Origin of the sequence: Streptomyces sp. NPDC029041, assembly GCF_040637515.1 — a bacterium.
In the GTDB taxonomy this organism is placed as follows: domain Bacteria; phylum Actinomycetota; class Actinomycetes; order Streptomycetales; family Streptomycetaceae; genus Streptomyces.
Genome location: NZ_JBEZWO010000001.1, coordinates 615,621 through 631,848 on the forward strand (window position 1 = coordinate 615,621; position 16,228 = coordinate 631,848).

The window sequence follows — 16,228 nt, forward strand, 5'->3', positions numbered from 1 at the left end:
GTTCCCCGCGGCGACATGGACAACCATACCAAGCTTTCGGAGTGCCTTTCACCTGCGTTTCCGTGCGCCTGGCGGGGGTCCGGGACCTTGCGCTCCGATGCGTCTAGGGTCACACCATGAGCGACTGGATGGTTACGCAGGGCTCCCCGCGCGGGCTTCGACCGCGTGCGCTGTCGCCGCTCAGGGAACATCTGCGCGACACGTTCTGGTTCGCTCCCACCGCGGCGATGGTGAGTGTCTTCGTGGTCTGGGTGGGGGCCGAGGCACTCGACACGGCCATCGTCGACGCGCTCCGGCAGGACCGTGACTACGACACGCTCGGCGAGCTGCTGCGGTTCGCCGAGGACGCGAAGGCCGTGGTGAGCGCGGTCGGCTCGGCGATGATGACCTTCATCGGTGTGGTCTTCAGCATCTCGCTGGTGGCCGTGCAGATGGCGAGCGGGCAGTTCACCCCGCGCGTGGTGCGGCTCTTCGTGCGGAGCCGGATCACCAAGGCGACCTTCGCGGTCTTCCTGTCGACCTTCGTGCTGACCCTCCTGGTCCTGACGAGCTTCGACACCGTCGACGATCCCCGGGCCGTCACGACGGTGCCTCTGGTGCAGTCGGTTCTCACGCTCTGCATGGTCGCCCTGAGCCTGCTGCTCTTCGTGCTGTACGTGAACGCGACCCTGCGGCTGATGCGGATCAGCCATGTGATCGCGCGGATCGCCTCGGAGTCGTTCCGGGTGGTCGCCTCGATGCCCGTGCCGGTGAGCGGGCAGGAGGCCGCGGTGCTCGGCGCGGAGACGGCGTGGGTGCCGCACGAAGGCCGGGCCGGGGTGCTGCGGGACGTGCACATCGCGCGCTTGGTGCGGGCGGCGCGCAAGCACGGGGTCGTGCTGCGGCTGATTCCTCGGATCGGGGATTTCATGGTGCCCGGCATGCCCGTGCTGGCGGTGCACGGCGGGCCGGTACCGCCGCGCCGGGCGCTGCGCCACGCGATCTCGGTGGGGGTGGAGCGGACCTACCACCAGGATCTCGGTTTCGGGCTGCGGCAGTTGTCCGACATCGCGCTGCGCGGCCTGTCCCCCGCGGTCAACGATCCGACGACCGCCGTCCAGGCGCTGGACCGCATCGTCCAGTTCCTGGCCGCGCTGAGCCGGCGCCCGCTGGACGCCGCCCTGCACCGGGACCGGGCCGGTGCGGTGCGGCTGGTGCAGCCCGTGCCCGGCTGGACCGAGCTGGTGGATCTCGGGTTCACCGAGGCACGGGGGTGCGCCATCGGCAGCCCACAGGTCTCCCGGCGCATGCTGGCAGGTCTCGACGACCTGCTCCTGCTCGCGCCGCCGGAGCGCCGCGAGCCGCTGCTGCGCCATCGCGAACTGCTCCGGCAGGCCGTCGATCTCGCGGCGGCGACCGTGCCGGACCGGGACTTCGCCCTGCGCCCGGACCGGCAGGGCATCGGCTGAGCGACGTCTCGAAGCGCTGGGCCGCGCCACGTCGGGCCGCACCCACGTACCGGCCCTCTGCCGGCCCTCGGACCGCTCCGGCGTCCGACGCCGGCCCCCCTCATCGCGAACCCCGCGGGGGACCGGCGCCGGACGCGCCCCCCTGCGTCAGGGCAGCAGCTGGTACTCCGGGAAGTTTCCCGGCAGCCGCTCCCCCTGCGGTCCTCGAGTCACCGCCCGCACGAGCAGGTCGCCGCCGACGAACGCGCCGCGCCAGGACGCGCCGAGCCCCCCGAACAGCTCGTCGCGATCGCCCCGGGAGCGAGGCGTGCCGTGGCCGACCTTGAACGCGCGGATGTGCGGGGCGAGCCGCTCGTACGTCGCCCGGTCGTCCGTGGACAGCGTGGCGACCAGCGCGCCGTTGGAGGCGTTCATCGCGGCCAGCAGCTCCGCCTCCGTGTCGACCAGGACGATCGTGTCGACCGGGCCGAACGGCTCCGCGTGGTGCAGCGGGGAGGACGAGGGCGGGTTGAGGAGCGTGACCGGCTGGACGTAGGCGGAGGTGTCCTGGCCGGGCAGGAAGCGGGCGTCGTCGGGTGTGGCGCGGTGCAGCGGTACGGCGCCGCGTTCGATCGCCACGGCGACCTGATCCTGCAGCTCCTTCGCCTTGGCCGCGTTGATCACCGGCCCGAAGTCCAGCTCAGGGTACGGGTCGTCGGGCTGCTCCACGGCGAGCGGATGCCCGACCCTGAGCGTGCGCACCGCCGGGAGGTACGCCGCCAGGAACGCGTCGAACAGGTGCCGCTGGACGACGAAGCGCGGGTACGCCGTGCAGCGCTGCTTGCCGTAGTCGAAGAGCTTGGGGATCACCGCGGTGAAGGCGTCCCAGTCCGAGAAGTTCCAGATGCCCCAGGTGTTGAGTCCCTCCTGTTCGAGTACGTGTCGTTTGCCGAGGTCGGCTACGGCTGTGGCCACGGCGGCGCCGGTGTCGCGGCCGCCGACGAAGGAGACGCAGCCGATCTCGGGCGCCCGCACCAGCGCCTGGGACAGCTCGCCCCCGCTGCCGCTGACGAGGGTCACCGGAACTCCCTCGCGGGCGGCGAGGGCACAGGCCAGGGTCAGACAGGCGACACCGCCGTCGGTCGGGGTCTTGGCGATGACCGCGTTGCCTGCCAGTGATTGGACCAGCAATGCGTGAACGAGCACGCTCATCGGGTAGTTCCAGCTCGCGATGTTGGATACCGGGCCCTCCAGCGGAGACCGGCCGGCGAGCATCGGTTCGACGCCGTCGACGTACCAGCGGACCCCGTCGATGGCCCGGTCGACGTCCGCCTGGGCGAGCCGCCAGGGCTTGCCGATCTCCCAGACGAGCAGAAGCGCGAGCAGCGTGCGGTGTTCGGTGAGGGCGTCGAGGGTGGCCGCGACCCGGGCCCGGCGCTCCTCCAGGGGGAGGTGTCGCCAGGCGCGGTGCTGGTCGAGTGCGGCGCACACCGCCCGGTGTGCGGTGGTCCCGTCCAGGCGGGGCGGGCCTGCGATCGGGCTGCCGTCGACCGGGCTGACGGCGGGCAGAACCCGTCCGTCCTGCTGCCAGGTGCCGTTCCAGAGGTTGAGGACCCGGTCGTCACGGAAGGCCTCGGGTGCGACGGCGAGACAGCGCTGCCACGCGTCGGGCCAGGACGTGCCGGTCTTGAGGGTGAGGGTGGGTGCCATGGGGTTGCTCCGCTCTCGGTGCACAGTCGGGGGCGGGGAGGGGCGTTGTTGATGGCCCACTGACGGGCCGTCCGGCGCGTGGCGCAAGCACACGGTGGCGGCCCGGCTGACGGGCCGCCCTACGCATCGCGCAAACACACGGTGGCGGCCCGGCCGGCGGGCCGCCCTACGCATCGCGCAAGCACAGGGTGGTGGCTCGGCTAGCGCCCTTCGAGTCGGGCGAGCACCAGCCTCGCCGTCTCGGTCGGTGTGCTGCCCACGCTCACCCCGACCGCCTCCAGGGCCTCCTTCTTCGCGGCGGCCGTGCCGGAGGAGCCGGACACGATCGCGCCCGCGTGCCCCATGGTCTTGCCCTCGGGTGCGGTGAAACCGGCGATGTAGCCGACGACGGGTTTGGTGACGTGCTCGCGGATGTACGCCGCCGCACGCTCCTCCGCGTCGCCACCGATCTCGCCGATGAGAACGATCAGTTCGGTGTCGGCATCGTCCTGGAAGGCGGCGAGGCAGTCGATGTGCGTGGTGCCGACCACGGGGTCGCCGCCGATGCCGACGCAGGTGGAGAAGCCGATGTCGCGCAGCTCGTACATGAGCTGGTAGGTCAGCGTGCCCGATTTGGAGACCAGCCCGATGCGGCCCGGCTTGGTGATGTCGGCTGGGATGATGCCCGCGTTGGACTGGCCGGGGGTGATGAGGCCCGGGCAGTTGGGGCCGACGATGCGAGTGCCCTTGTCCTCGGCGTACGCGGTGAAGGCGACGGAGTCGTGGACGGGGATGCCCTCGGTGATGACGACGGCGAGGCCGATGCCGGCGTCGGCGGCTTCGACGACGGCCGCCTTGGCGAAGGCGGGTGGGACGAAGACGACGGTGACGTCGGCTCCGGTGGCGCGCATGCCGTCGGCGACGGAGCCGAAGACCGGTACGGCCCGGTCGTCGAAGTCGACGGTGCGGCCGGCCTTGCGCGGGTTGACGCCGCCGACGACGTTCGTGCCGGCCGCGAGCATGCGCCGGGTGTGCTTCATGCCCTCGCCGCCGGTCATACCCTGGACGAGGACCTTGCTCTCCTTGGTGAGGTAGATGGCCATGGCGTTCCCTCTCCTCAGGCCGTGGTGGCGAGTTCGGCGGCACGGGCGGCGGCGCCGTCCATGGTGGTGACCTGCTGGACCAGCGGATGCGCGTGCTCGTCGAGGATGGCCCGGCCCCGTGCCGCGTTGTTGCCGTCCAGACGGACGACCAGCGGTTTGGTCAACCGCACGGATTCCAGGGCCTGCACGATGCCGTCGGCGACCGCGTCACAGGCCGTGATCCCGCCGAAGACGTTGACGAAAACGGATTTCACGTCCGGGTCGGAGAGGATGACCGACAAGCCGTCCGCCATGACGCGGGCGCTCGCTCCACCGCCGATGTCGAGGAAGTTGGCAGGTCGCGCGCCGCATCCCGCGACCACGTCCAGGGTCGACATGACGAGACCGGCGCCGTTGCCGATGATGCCGACCTCACCGTCCAGCTTGACGTAGTTGAGGCCTTTCGCCGCGGCGGCCGCCTCCAGCGCGTCGTCGTGCTCCGTGTCGTCCGCGCCCCAGCGTGCCTGCCGGAAGCGGGCGTTGTCGTCAAGGGTGACCTTGCCGTCGAGGGCCAGAATCCGGCCCTCCTTCGTGCGGACGAGCGGGTTGACCTCGACCAGGAGGGCGTCTTCACGGACCAGGACCTCCCACAGGCGTACGAGGACGTCCACGGTTTGCTGCGGCAGTCCGGCCGCCTCGGCGATCTCCCCCGCCTTCGCGGTGGTGACTCCCTCGGCTGGGTCGACGGGGACACGGGCCACGGCCTCGGGACGGGTGGCCGCGACCTCCTCGATCTCCATGCCGCCCTCCGCGGAGGCGATCGCGAGGAAGCGGCCCGCCGCGCGGTCGAGAACGTAGGACACGTAGAACTCGGTTTCGATGTCCACCGGTTGGGCCAGCATGACCGTGCCGACCGTGTGTCCCTTGATGTCCATGCCGAGGATCCGGCGTGTGGTCAGCTCGGCGGCGGCCGGGTCGGCGGCGATCCTCACACCGCCAGCCTTGCCCCGCCCACCGGTCTTCACCTGGGCTTTCACCACGACCCGGCCGCCGAGCCGGCGTGCGATCTCGCGCGCCTTCCTGGGCGAGTCGGCCACCTCGGCCCTCGGCACCAAGATGCCGTGTTCTTCGAAGAGTTGTCTTGCCTGGTGTTCGTACAGGTCCATTTCGGCTCCTGACTGAAAGTGCCGCACGCCCCCTGGACACCACCCACCGGATGCGGGATAACAAGCTTCATACAGTATTCGTCGACTGTATGCAATGTACTGCGAGCCGCTCCAAACCCCTACGAAGGGACAGGACTTCGCCATGCCCGACGACACCCAGGACTTGATTTCCGGTGGTCATCTCGTAGCCAAGGCGCTGAAGGCCGAGGGGGTCGACCGCATCTACACCCTGTGCGGCGGCCACATCATCGACATCTACGACGGCTGCGTCGACGAGGGCATCGAGGTCGTCGACGTACGCCACGAGCAGGTCGCCGCCCACGCCGCCGACGGGTACGCCCGTATCACCGGCAAGCCCGGCTGCGCGGTGGTCACCGCGGGCCCGGGCACGACCGACGCCGTCACCGGCGTCGCCAACGCCTTCCGCGCGGAGTCCCCGATGCTGCTGATCGGCGGTCAGGGGGCCCTCACCCAGCACAAGATGGGGTCCCTGCAGGACCTGCCGCACGTCGACATGATGAACCCCATCACCAAGTTCTCGGCGACGGTGCCGGACACGGCCCGCGCCGCGGACATGGTGTCCATGGCGTTCCGCGAGTGCTTCCACGGCGCGCCCGGCCCCTCCTTCCTCGAGATTCCGCGCGACGTGCTGGACGCCAAGGTCCCCGCCGCCAAGGCACGCGTGCCGCAGGAAGGCGCCTACCGCGCCTCGACCCGCTCGGCCGGCGACCCCGAGGCCATCGAGAAGCTCGCCGACCTGCTGGTCCACGCCGAGAAGCCGGCCGTCCTGCTCGGCAGCCAGGTCTGGACGACCCGGGGCACCGAGGCGGCCATCGAGCTCGTCAGGACCCTCAACATCCCGGCCTACATGAACGGAGCGGGACGCGGCACCCTCCCGCCGGGCGACCCGCACCACTTCCAGCTCTCGCGCCGCTACGCGTTCTCCAACGCCGACGTCATCGTCATCGTCGGCACGCCCTTCGACTTCCGCATGGGGTACGGCAAGCGGCTGTCCCCGGACGCGACCGTCGTGCAGATCGACCTCGACTACCGCACGGTCGGCAAGAACCGCGACATCGACCTCGGCATCGTGGGCGACGCCGGGCTGGTGCTGAAGTCGGTGACCGAGGCGGCCTCCGGACGCATCAACGGCGGTGCGTCCAAGCGCAAGGAGTGGCTGGACGAGCTGCGGGCGGCCGAGCAGACCGCTCTGGAGAAGCGGCTGCCCAACCTGAAGTCGGATGCCTCACCCATCCACCCTTACCGCCTGGTCAGCGAGATCAACGACTTCCTCACCGAGGACTCGATCTACATCGGCGACGGCGGCGACATCGTCACCTTCTCCGGGCAGGTCGTGCAGCCCAAGTCGCCCGGGCACTGGATGGACCCCGGTCCGCTCGGCACGCTGGGCGTGGGCGTCCCCTTCGTGCTCGCGGCCAAGCAGGCCCGGCCCGACAAGGAGGTCGTCGCCCTCTTCGGCGACGGCGCGTTCTCCCTCACCGGCTGGGACTTCGAGACGCTCGTCCGCTACGACCTCCCGTTCGTCGGCATCGTCGGCAACAACTCCTCCATGAACCAGATCCGCTACGGCCAGGCCGCCAAGTACGGCAAGGAACGCGAGCGGATCGGCAACACCCTCGGCGACGTCCGCTACGACGAGTTCGCCCGCATGCTCGGAGGCCACGGCGAGGAGGTTCGCGACCCCGCCGACATCGGCCCGGCCCTGCAGCGCGCCCGCGAGTCCGGCAAGCCGTCGCTCATCAACGTCTGGGTCGACCCCGACGCCTACGCCCCCGGAACCATGAACCAGACCATGTACAAGTGAGGTGCCCGCCATGACAGGAACCAAGGCCCTCGAAGGCATCCGTGTACTGGACATGACCCACGTCCAGTCCGGGCCGTCGGCGACCCAGCTGCTCGCCTGGCTCGGCGCGGACGTCGTCAAGCTGGAGGCTCCGACCGGCGACATCACGCGCAAGCAGCTGCGTGACCTGCCGGACGTCGACTCCCTCTACTTCACGATGCTCAACTGCAACAAGCGGAGCATCACCCTCAACACCAAGACCGAGCGCGGCAAGGAGATCCTCACCGAGCTGATCCGGCGCTCCGACGTCATGGTCGAGAACTTCGGACCGGGCGCGGTGGACCGGATGGGCTTCACCTGGGACCGCATCCAGGAGATCAATCCACGGATCGTCTATGCCTCCATCAAGGGGTTCGGCGAGGGCCCGTACACCAACTTCAAGGCGTACGAGGTCGTCGCTCAGGCCATGGGCGGGTCGATGTCGACCACCGGTTTCGAGGACGGACCGCCGCTGGCGACGGGGGCCCAGATCGGGGACTCGGGGACGGGTGTGCACGCCGTGGCGGGCATCCTCGCCGCGCTCTACCAACGGGAGCGCACCGGGCGCGGGCAGCGGGTCAACGTGGCCATGCAGCACGCCGTACTCAACCTGTGCCGGGTGAAGCTGCGGGATCAGCAGCGTCTGGCACACGGGCCGCTCGCTGAATATCCCAACGACGACTTCGGCGACGAGGTTCCCAGGTCCGGGAACGCGTCCGGCGGCGGCCAGCCCGGCTGGGCGGTCAAGTGCGCGCCGGGCGGCCCGAACGACTACGTGTACGTCATCGTGCAGCCCGTCGGCTGGCAGCCGATCAGCGAGCTCATCGGCCGGCCCGAGCTGGCCGCCGACCCCGAGTGGGCGACGCCCGAGGCGCGGCTGCCCAAGCTCGGCAAGATGTTCCAGCTGATCGAGGAGTGGTCCTCGACGCTGCCCAAGTGGGAGGTGCTGGAGCGGCTCAACGCGCACAACATCCCGTGCGGGCCGATCCTGTCCACCCGGGAGATCATCGAGGACCGTTCGCTGGTCGCCAACGAGATGGTCGTCACCGTCCCGCACCCCGAGCGCGGCGACTTCGTGACCGTCGGCAGTCCGCTCAAGCTGTCCGACTCCCCCGTGGACGTGACCAGTTCACCCCTGCTCGGCGAGCACAACGAAGAGGTCTACGTCGGCGAACTCGGCCTCGGCGACGAGGAAGTGCGCCTGCTCAAGTCGAACGGAGTGATCTGACGTGATGGCGGATGACCGGGTCCTGCGGGTGCGGTCCCTCCTGGAGTCCGTGCGGGCCGAGGGGCGGACCGCGCTCACCGCGCCCGAGGGCAAGGTGATCGCCGACGCGTACGGGATCGCCGTACCGGGCGAGGAGCTGGCGACGGACGTCGACGAGGCCGTGGCGTTCGCGGCGCGGTTCGGCGGACCTGTCGTGATGAAGATCGTCTCGCCGGACATCCTGCACAAGACCGACGCCGGCGGGGTGATCGTCGGGGTCGAGGGCGCGGCCGACGTACGGGCCGCGTTCCACACGATCATCGACAACGCACGCGCCTACAACGCGGACGCCCGCATCTCGGGCGTGCAGGTGCAGGAGCTGCTGCCGAAGGGACAGGAGGTCATCGTCGGCGCGGTCACCGACCCGACGTTCGGGAAGGTGGTCGCCTTCGGGCTCGGCGGGGTGCTCGTCGAGGTCCTGAAGGACGTCACGTTCCGGCTCGCGCCGGTGAACGCCGACGAGGCGCTGTCCATGCTGGACTCGATCCGGTCGGCGGAGATCCTGCGGGGGGTGCGCGGCCAGGCGGGCGTGGACCGTTGGGCCGTCGCCGAGCAGATCCGCCGGGTCTCGGAACTCGTCGCGGACTTCCCCGAGATCGCCGAGGTGGACCTCAACCCGGTGATCGCGACGGCGGAGGGGGCCGTCGCGGCCGACATCCGGGTGATCCTCGCCGAGTCGCAGCCGGCTCCCCGCAGGAAGTACTCGCGCGACGAGATCCTCACCTCGATGCGCCGGCTGATGCAGCCCAGCTCGGTCGCCGTGATCGGCGCCTCCAACGAACAGGGCAAGATCGGCAATTCGGTGATGCGCAACCTCCTGGACGGGGGCTTCGCGGGCGAGATCCACCCGGTGAACCCCAAGGCCGATGACATCCTGGGCCGCAAGGCGTACAAGAGTGTCACGGACGTTCCCGGTGAGGTGGATGTGGCGGTCTTCGCGATCCCCGCCAAGTTCGTGGCCTCGGCCCTGGAGGAGGTGGGACGCAAGAAGATCCCGAACGCCGTGCTGATCCCCTCCGGGTTCGCGGAGACCGGCGAGCACGAACTCCAGGCAGAGATCGTGGCGATCGCCGAGCGGCACGGCGTACGGCTGCTGGGGCCGAACATCTACGGCTACTACTCGACGTGGCAGGACCTGTGCGCCACGTTCTGCACGCCGTACGACGTCAAAGGCGGGGTGGCGCTGACCTCGCAGTCGGGCGGCATCGGGATGGCCATCCTGGGCTTCGCACGCACCACGAAGACGGGCGTCTCGGCGATCGTCGGGCTGGGCAACAAGTCGGACCTGGACGAGGACGACCTGCTGACCTGGTTCGGCGAGGACCCGCACACCGACTGCATCGCGATGCACCTGGAGGACCTCAAGGACGGCCGGGCCTTCGTCGAGGCCGCGCGCGCCACCGTGCCGAAGAAACCGGTGGTCGTACTGAAGGCCGGGCGGACCGCGGCCGGCGCCAAGGCGGCCGGTTCGCACACCGGCGCCCTCGCCGGTGACGACGCCGTGTACGACGACATCCTGCGGCAGGCCGGGGTAATCCGCGCGCCGGGGCTGAACGACATGCTGGAGTACGCGCGTGCGCTGCCGGTGCTTCCCGCGCCCAAGGGCGACAACGTCGTCATCATCACGGGCGCCGGCGGCAGCGGTGTGCTGCTCTCCGACGCCGTGACGGACAACGGACTGTCGTTGATGGAGATCCCGCCGGACCTGGACGAGGCGTTCCGGAAGTTCATCCCGCCCTTCGGGGCCGCGGGCAACCCGGTGGACATCACCGGGGGCGAGCCGCCGTCGACGTACGAGGCGACGATCCGGCTGGGTCTGGAGGATCCGCGTATCCACGCGCTGGTCCTCGGCTACTGGCACACCATCGTCACTCCTCCCATGGTCTTCGCGGAGCTCACCGCGCGCGTGGTGGCCGAGTTCCGGGAGCGTGGGATCGAGAAGCCCGTGGTGGCGTCGCTCGCGGGGGACGTGGAGGTCGAGGAGGCCTGCCAGTACCTCTTCGAACGCGGGGTCGTGGCGTACCCGTACACGACCGAGAAGCCGGTGGCCGTGCTCGGCGCGAAGTACCGCTGGGCGCGGGAGGCGGGACGGCTGGGGGGCGGTACATGAGGTGAGTGAGCGGGGGGCCGGCTGACGGTGCGCGTCGGCCGGCCCCGGGACCCGCGCGCGCACGAAAGGCATGGGACAGGGGGCGCTGGCCAGATCTTTCGACGCAAGGGGTGCGACACGACATGACAACGACCGATCTGCCCACAACGGTTCCTTACCGGGAGGTCACCGACGCGAACGGCCGCGTCTACCGCCTCGGTGAGACCGACATCGACATCATGGGCCGCAAGCGCAAGTGGATGGTGATCCTGCCCTGGATCGGCATGATGGGCATCTCCTCCGCCGAGTACGCGTTCGCGTCCGCCGAGGAGACCCTGCACACGGCGCACAGCTGGAACAGCATGCACATCTTCTGGATGATGACCGTCTGGGTCTTCTTCCAGGCCGCGGTGGCCTTCCCCGCGGGCAAACTGCGTGAGAGCGGAAAACTGCCGGCCCGCTGGGCCATGATGCTCGGCGCGACGGGCACCCTGCTGGGCTACCTGTCCCTCGCCTTCGCGCCGCACGTGGTCTTCGCGTACATCGGCTTCAGCATGTTCAGCGGCATGGGCGCGGGCATGGTGTACGCCACCTGCGTCAACATGGTCGGCAAGTGGTACCCGGAGCGCAAGGGCGGCAAGACCGGCTTCGTCAACGGCGGTTTCGCCTACGGCTCGGTGCCCTTCGTGTTCCTCTTCAACGGCTACATGGACCTCACCAACTTCCGCTGGGTGCTGGTCTCGGTGGGTCTGTTCCTGGCCGGGATGGTCGCTGTCTCCGGTTACTTCTTCAAGGACCCGCCGAAGAACTGGTGGCCCTCGACGATCGACCCGCTGAACCCGCCGGACGACCCGCGCGCGGCCCGCTCGATGCGCATGAACCCGCCGGCGGTGCGCCAGTACTCCCCCAAGGAGGCGTGGAAGACCGGCCGGGTCGCCCTGATGTGGTTCTGCCTGGCCTGCACGTCCGGCGTGAACATCTTCGGCATCGCCTTCCAGGTGGAGATCGGCGAGGAGGCCGGGTTCGCGGGCGGGATCGTGGCCACGGCCATGTCCCTGAAGGCCATCGTCAACGGCACCGGCCGCGGTGTCATCGGCTGGCTCTCCGACTTGTACGGCCGCAAGCGGTGCCTGCTCGTCGTGTGCGTGATCCTCGGCCTGTCCCAGTACGGCATCCTCTGGTCGGCGAACGCCGAGAACCTTCCTCTGTTCCTGGTCTTCTCCTCGATCTCCGGCTTCGGCGGCGGCGCCATCTTCCCGATGTTCGCCGCGCTCACCGCCGACTACTTCGGTGAGAACAACAACGCCTCCAACTACGGCATGGTCTACAGCGCCAAGCTCGTCTCCGGCCTGGGCGCCGGCATGGGCGCGGTGGTCGTCGGCGCCTGGGGGCACTCCGGGGCCTTCATCCTGGCCGGCTCCATCTCCCTCTTCGCCGGCTGCGTGGCGCTGTTCCTGAGTCCGCCGGGACGCGACAGGAAGACGGGCCGCATCTCCCCCAACCCGCAACCGCTCGGCGAGGACACAGCCTGACATGACGGCAGATCCGTACGCACCACGCGCCTCCTCCTTACCCGGCTGTACGACCGGTGGGGGCGCAAGACCACCCTCGTCTTCGTCATCGTCGTGCTGGGCCTCACGCAAGTCGGCGTGAGCCGGGCGGGCGACCTGAGGAGCGAGTGGTTGTTCCTGTCGATGATGGTCGCGGCCTGGGGCTGCAACGGCGCGTACGCGCTCGCCGGGGGCGTGTCGATGCTCGCCGCTGTGGCGGCCCTCCTGTTGCGCCGGCCGGGTCGCACACCGGCCCGGGCACGGACCGCGGGCCGACAACCCCGGCACCCATGAGGAGGCCCCTCCCCCGCGTTCGGGGAGGGGCCTCCTCATGCCCGGGCAGCGGTCAGCACTTCTCCCTCAGGGAGTGCAGGTGCGCGCTGGAGCGGCGCGCGAAGGTGAAGGACTCGGCGGGGTCGTCGTGCTCGGCCTGCCAGTGGTGGGCCATGCGGTGGCCGCGCAGCCGGGTCACGGCGGAGATGAACCGCCGGTAGTCGATGTCCCCGTCGCCGACGTCGGTCATGCGGTAGCCGTAGGGGTCGGACGGGTCGCTCTCGCCGTCCTTCACGTGGAAGAGCGGGTACCGGTCGGGCTGTCGCAGGACGTAGTCCAGCGGCTCGAAGGGGGCGGGCCTGCCGTCGGGCCGCTGGGAGAAGCGGAACTGGCCGACGTACGCCCAGTAGATGTCCATCTCGAGGAAGACCAGGTCGGGGTCGGTCTCCTCGAGCAGGATGTCGTAGAGGCGGACCTTGGGGTTGTCGGTGGCGAAGGAGAACTCCTCGGAGTGGTTGTGCTGGTAGAACTTCATGCCCCGGGCCCTGGCCGCCGCCCCGTAGGTGTTGAAGTCCTCGGCGGCGCGCTTCCAGGCGTCGACGGTGGAGCCGTAGCGGAACGGGCCGGCGGCCGTGCCGATGTGCTTCAGACCGAGGGCCTGGGCGTCGTCGAGGACCTTGGTGAGGTTCTGGGCGAAGGTGTAGGCGTTCGGGTCGCCGGAGTAGTAGCCGACATGGCTGCCGATCGGGTTCAGGCCGTGATTGCGGGCCAGCCGCTTGAGCTGGGCGAGCGTGATGGGACCTGCGGAGCCCTGGGTGTAGCCGGCGAACTCGACCTCGTCGTATCCGTACCGTTCCAGTTCGGCGAAGACGGGACCGAAGCCGAGAGTGGAGACCTTGTCGCGCAGGCTGTAGAGCTGTATGCCCAGGCGGCCCGGCGGTAGGACGGGGCGGCCGCGGCCCTTGGCGCCGGAGGCGGTGGCGGGCGTGGCGTCGCCGGCGGCGGTCGCGTTGCCGGCGGCGGCGTTCGCCGGGGCCGCGGCGCCGAGCAGGGCGGCCGCGGTGGCACCGGCGGCCACGCCTAGCATGCCTCGTCTGCTGAGGCGGTGGCCGAGTCCGGGGTCGGGCTGGGAGAAGCGGCTCATGCGGGGAACTCCTCGTGATCGCGGGGCGTTGTCAGTGGTGAGTGCTTCACTTGTGAGCGGTCGGTGCTGAGGGCTGTGACCTCAGGCGAGACCGGCGAGTCGGAGCAGCAGTGACTTCACATCGGTGGCCGCGACGCGGTCGCCGACAGCACGGGGGGTGGAGCAGATGAGGAGCGGACCGTCGTCGTCGCTCTGCGGAAGGCGGCCGTGGCTGCCGCGAATAGGTGAGGGGTCCAGGGGCACGACCGCCATGCGGTAGCGCATGCCGAGCTTCTTGCGCGCCAGTGCGGTGGCCGCCTTGACCTTGACGTAGGGGTCGAGGGGATCCATGAAGAGCTCGACCGGGTCGTAGCCGGGTTTGCGGTGGATCTCGACGAGCTGCGCGAAGTCGGGCGCGCGGTCGTCGTCGAGCCAGTAGTAGTACGTGAACCAGGCGTCGGCTTCCGCCACGGCGACGAGTTCGCCTGCGCGCGGATGGTCGAGGTGGTGTGCCTTCTTGCCCTCGTCGTCCAGGAGCTGGGCGATGCCGGGAAGACCGTCGAGCGCCGCTCGGGTGGCGTCGAGGTCCTCGGGGCGTCGCACGTAGACATGGGCGATCTGGTGGTCGGCGACCGCGAAGGCACGAGAGGCCATCGGGTCGAGGTACTCCATGCCGTCCTGCGTGTGCACGTCCAGCAGTCCGGCGCGGCGCAGGGCGCGGTTGATGTCGACGTGCCGGTTCACCCGGGTGATGCCGTACTCGGACAGGGCGACGACGGTACGGCCCTCGGCGCGGGCGTCGTCCAGCAGCGGGGCCATGGCGGCGTCCAGGTCGGCGGCCGCCTTCAGCGAGCGCGGGTCGTCGGGGCCGAAGCGCTGCAGGTCGTAGTCGAGGTGAGGGAGGTAGCAGAGCGTCAGGTCGGGATGCCGGGTGGTGAGGATGTGGCGGGTGGCGTCGATGATCCACCGGCTGGAGACGAGGTCGGCGCCGGGACCCCAGAAGTGGAACAGGGGGAATGTGCCGAACCTGTCGGTGAGTTCGTCGTGGAGTGCGGCCGGGCGGGTGTAGCAGTCGGGTTCCTTGCGGCCGTCGGCGTAGTAGACGGGACGGGGGGTGACGGTGATGTCGGTGTCGGCGCCCATGGCGTACCACCAGCAGATGTTCGCGACGGTGTAGCCGGGGTGGGCGCGGCGGGCGGCGTCCCAGAGTTTGTCACCGGCCACGAGCCCGTTGTGCTGGCGCCACAGCAGGACGTCGCCGAGTTCGCGGAAGTACCAGCCGTTGCCGACGATGCCGTGCTCCGAGGGCATGGCGCCGGTGAGGAACGTGGACTGGGCGGCACAGGTGACGGCGGGCAGGACGGTGCCCAGCGGGGCGCGGGAGCCGGACTGGCCGAGCGCCTTGAGATGAGGCATGTGGTCGAGGAGACGGGGGGTGAGGCCGACGACGTCGATGACGAGGAGCGGGGTGGGGCGGTCCGTGGCGGCCGGAAGCGGGGTGGGCGTGTCCGTGGCGGCCGGGTCGGGGTGCCCATGGGGGCCGGTGCTCATGGCAGCTCCTTCAGTCCGAGGTCCGTCAGCAGGTCGCGGGCGAGCGCCAGTTCGGCGGCGATGCCCTCGGCGAGCTGGGCACGGCCCTTGGGGCGCAGCTCGGGTGGAAGGGCCTGCCAGGTGTAGGTCTCGACCTCCAGATGGCGGGTGAGCGGGGCGGCGCCGCCGACCAGTCGGGCCAGTGCGGACTTCAGGACCGGAAGCGTGGAGGTGAGGGGCGCGGCGGGGGCCGCGTGCAGCGGGACGTGGAAATGGGCGCGCCAGGGTGAGGCGTCCGGCAGGGCGTGTCCGGCGAGGGCCTCTTCGAGGTCGTCGGTGGCGCGCAGGCCGGTGGCGGTCGCCGTGCGGGTCTGGTGCAGGAAGCGGGGTTCGGCGAAGGCGGCCAGTGCTTCGCGCACCTCGGGGAGGTGGGGGTGCTCGGCGTGCAGGGCGGCGGACAGCTGGGATTTGACGACGGGGACGCGCGCTGCGACGAGCGCGTCCAGGGCGGTGTGCGGATCTTCGAAGGAGGTGGCGAGATGGCAGGTGTCGACGCAGATGCCGATGCGGTGGTGGCCGATCGCGGTGAGCGGGGCGATGGCGTCGTGGGTGGTCTCGACGACGCAGCCGGGTTCCGGTTCCAGGCCGACGCGGATGGAGCGGCCGGTCAGTTCCTCGAGGGCGTCGAGGCGTTCGGCGAGCGTGCGCAGGGCGGCGTGGGCGGTTTCGGCGCGCCGGTCGTCGGACGCGGTGCGCCAGGCGAGGGGCAGTGTGGAGATGGTCCCGTCGGTGACGTCGTCCGGGAGGAGACCGGCGAGGACGCGGGCCAGGGCGGCGGTGTGGTCCAGGCGCTGCGGATCGGCCCAGTCCGGCTTGTAGACGCGGTACTTGACCTCTTCGGCGCCGAAGCCCTCATAGGGGAAGCCGTTGAGGGTCACGACCTCGAGGCCGCGGCGGTCGAGCTCGGTGCGCAGGCCGCGCAGGGCGGACGGGTCGGTGACGAGGGCGTGGGCGGCGTCCCTGGCGAGCCACAGCCCGATGCCCAGCCGGTCGCGGCCCAGGCGTCGGCGGACGGGTTCGCAGTGGTCGCGGAGCTGGGCGAGGACACCGTCGAGGGTTTCGGCGGGGTGGACGTTGGTGCAGTAGGCGAGGTGGACGGTGGACCCGTCGGGGTGGCGGAAGCGCATGG

The 16,228-nt window shown here is 70.3% G+C and carries 11 protein-coding genes and 1 pseudogene; 6 read left to right on the top strand and 6 right to left on the bottom strand.

Translation table 11 applies throughout. The features are described from left to right. Positions 1-116 precede the first annotated feature (116 nt). On the top strand, positions 117-1,448 hold the full coding sequence (locus AB0F04_RS02670; protein WP_362036937.1) for a DUF2254 domain-containing protein: 1,332 nt from the start codon (positions 117-119) through the stop codon (positions 1,446-1,448). A 147-nt stretch (positions 1,449-1,595) separates the two neighbouring features. Here AB0F04_RS02670 and AB0F04_RS02675 read toward each other — a convergent pair whose 3' ends face one another. The 3 genes from AB0F04_RS02675 to sucC all read right to left on the bottom strand — a co-directional run bounded on the left by AB0F04_RS02675 (position 1,596) and on the right by sucC (position 5,364). Continuing rightward, entirely contained in the window at positions 1,596-3,137 is a 1,542-nt protein-coding gene (locus tag AB0F04_RS02675) for an aldehyde dehydrogenase family protein (protein WP_362036939.1), read from the bottom strand. Between the two features lie 200 nt (positions 3,138-3,337). After that, complete coding sequence (sucD, locus tag AB0F04_RS02680; RefSeq protein WP_362036941.1) at positions 3,338-4,219, bottom strand: succinate--CoA ligase subunit alpha; 882 nt, start codon at positions 4,217-4,219, stop codon at positions 3,338-3,340. Between the two features lie 14 nt (positions 4,220-4,233). Further along, positions 4,234-5,364 carry an ADP-forming succinate--CoA ligase subunit beta gene (sucC, locus tag AB0F04_RS02685; protein ID WP_362036943.1) on the bottom strand — a complete coding sequence of 377 codons (1,131 nt, stop codon included), beginning with the start codon at positions 5,362-5,364 and terminating at the stop codon, positions 4,234-4,236. Positions 5,365-5,506: 142 nt separating this feature from the next. Between sucC and AB0F04_RS02690 the strand changes: the two genes are divergently transcribed. From AB0F04_RS02690 to AB0F04_RS02710, 5 genes and pseudogenes are all read left to right on the top strand, one after another. Beyond that, entirely contained in the window at positions 5,507-7,189 is a 1,683-nt protein-coding gene (locus AB0F04_RS02690; protein ID WP_362036944.1) for a thiamine pyrophosphate-binding protein, read from the top strand. 10 nt (positions 7,190-7,199) lie between these two features. Further along, the gene (gene frc, locus AB0F04_RS02695) at positions 7,200-8,435 is read left to right on the top strand and encodes a formyl-CoA transferase (RefSeq protein WP_362036946.1); all 1,236 of its coding nucleotides are present in this window, start codon (positions 7,200-7,202) and stop codon (positions 8,433-8,435) included. Positions 8,436-8,439: 4 nt separating this feature from the next. Beyond that, entirely contained in the window at positions 8,440-10,584 is a 2,145-nt protein-coding gene (locus AB0F04_RS02700; protein ID WP_362036948.1) for an acetate--CoA ligase family protein, read from the top strand. Positions 10,585-10,706: 122 nt separating this feature from the next. Next, a complete protein-coding gene (locus AB0F04_RS02705) occupies positions 10,707-12,095 on the top strand; it encodes an OFA family MFS transporter (protein ID WP_362036951.1) in 1,389 nt (462 codons plus the stop codon). A gap of 45 nt (positions 12,096-12,140) precedes the next feature. Next, a pseudogene (locus AB0F04_RS02710) lies at positions 12,141-12,407 on the top strand (MFS transporter); the annotation flags it as partial. Positions 12,408-12,459: 52 nt separating this feature from the next. On the opposite strand, the gene AB0F04_RS02715 reads toward AB0F04_RS02710, so the two are convergent. From AB0F04_RS02715 to eboE, 3 genes are all read right to left on the bottom strand, one after another. Further along, a complete protein-coding gene (locus tag AB0F04_RS02715) occupies positions 12,460-13,530 on the bottom strand; it encodes a sugar phosphate isomerase/epimerase (protein ID WP_362036953.1) in 1,071 nt (356 codons plus the stop codon). Between the two features lie 81 nt (positions 13,531-13,611). Beyond that, entirely contained in the window at positions 13,612-15,060 is a 1,449-nt protein-coding gene (locus tag AB0F04_RS02720) for a nucleotide pyrophosphatase/phosphodiesterase family protein (protein WP_362036955.1), read from the bottom strand. Beyond that, positions 15,057-16,226: a metabolite traffic protein EboE gene (gene eboE / locus AB0F04_RS02725; protein ID WP_362036957.1), complete on the bottom strand. Its 1,170-nt coding sequence runs from the start codon at positions 16,224-16,226 to the stop codon at positions 15,057-15,059. The genes AB0F04_RS02720 and eboE overlap by 4 nt, the downstream gene beginning before the upstream one ends. Positions 16,227-16,228 lie beyond the last annotated feature (2 nt).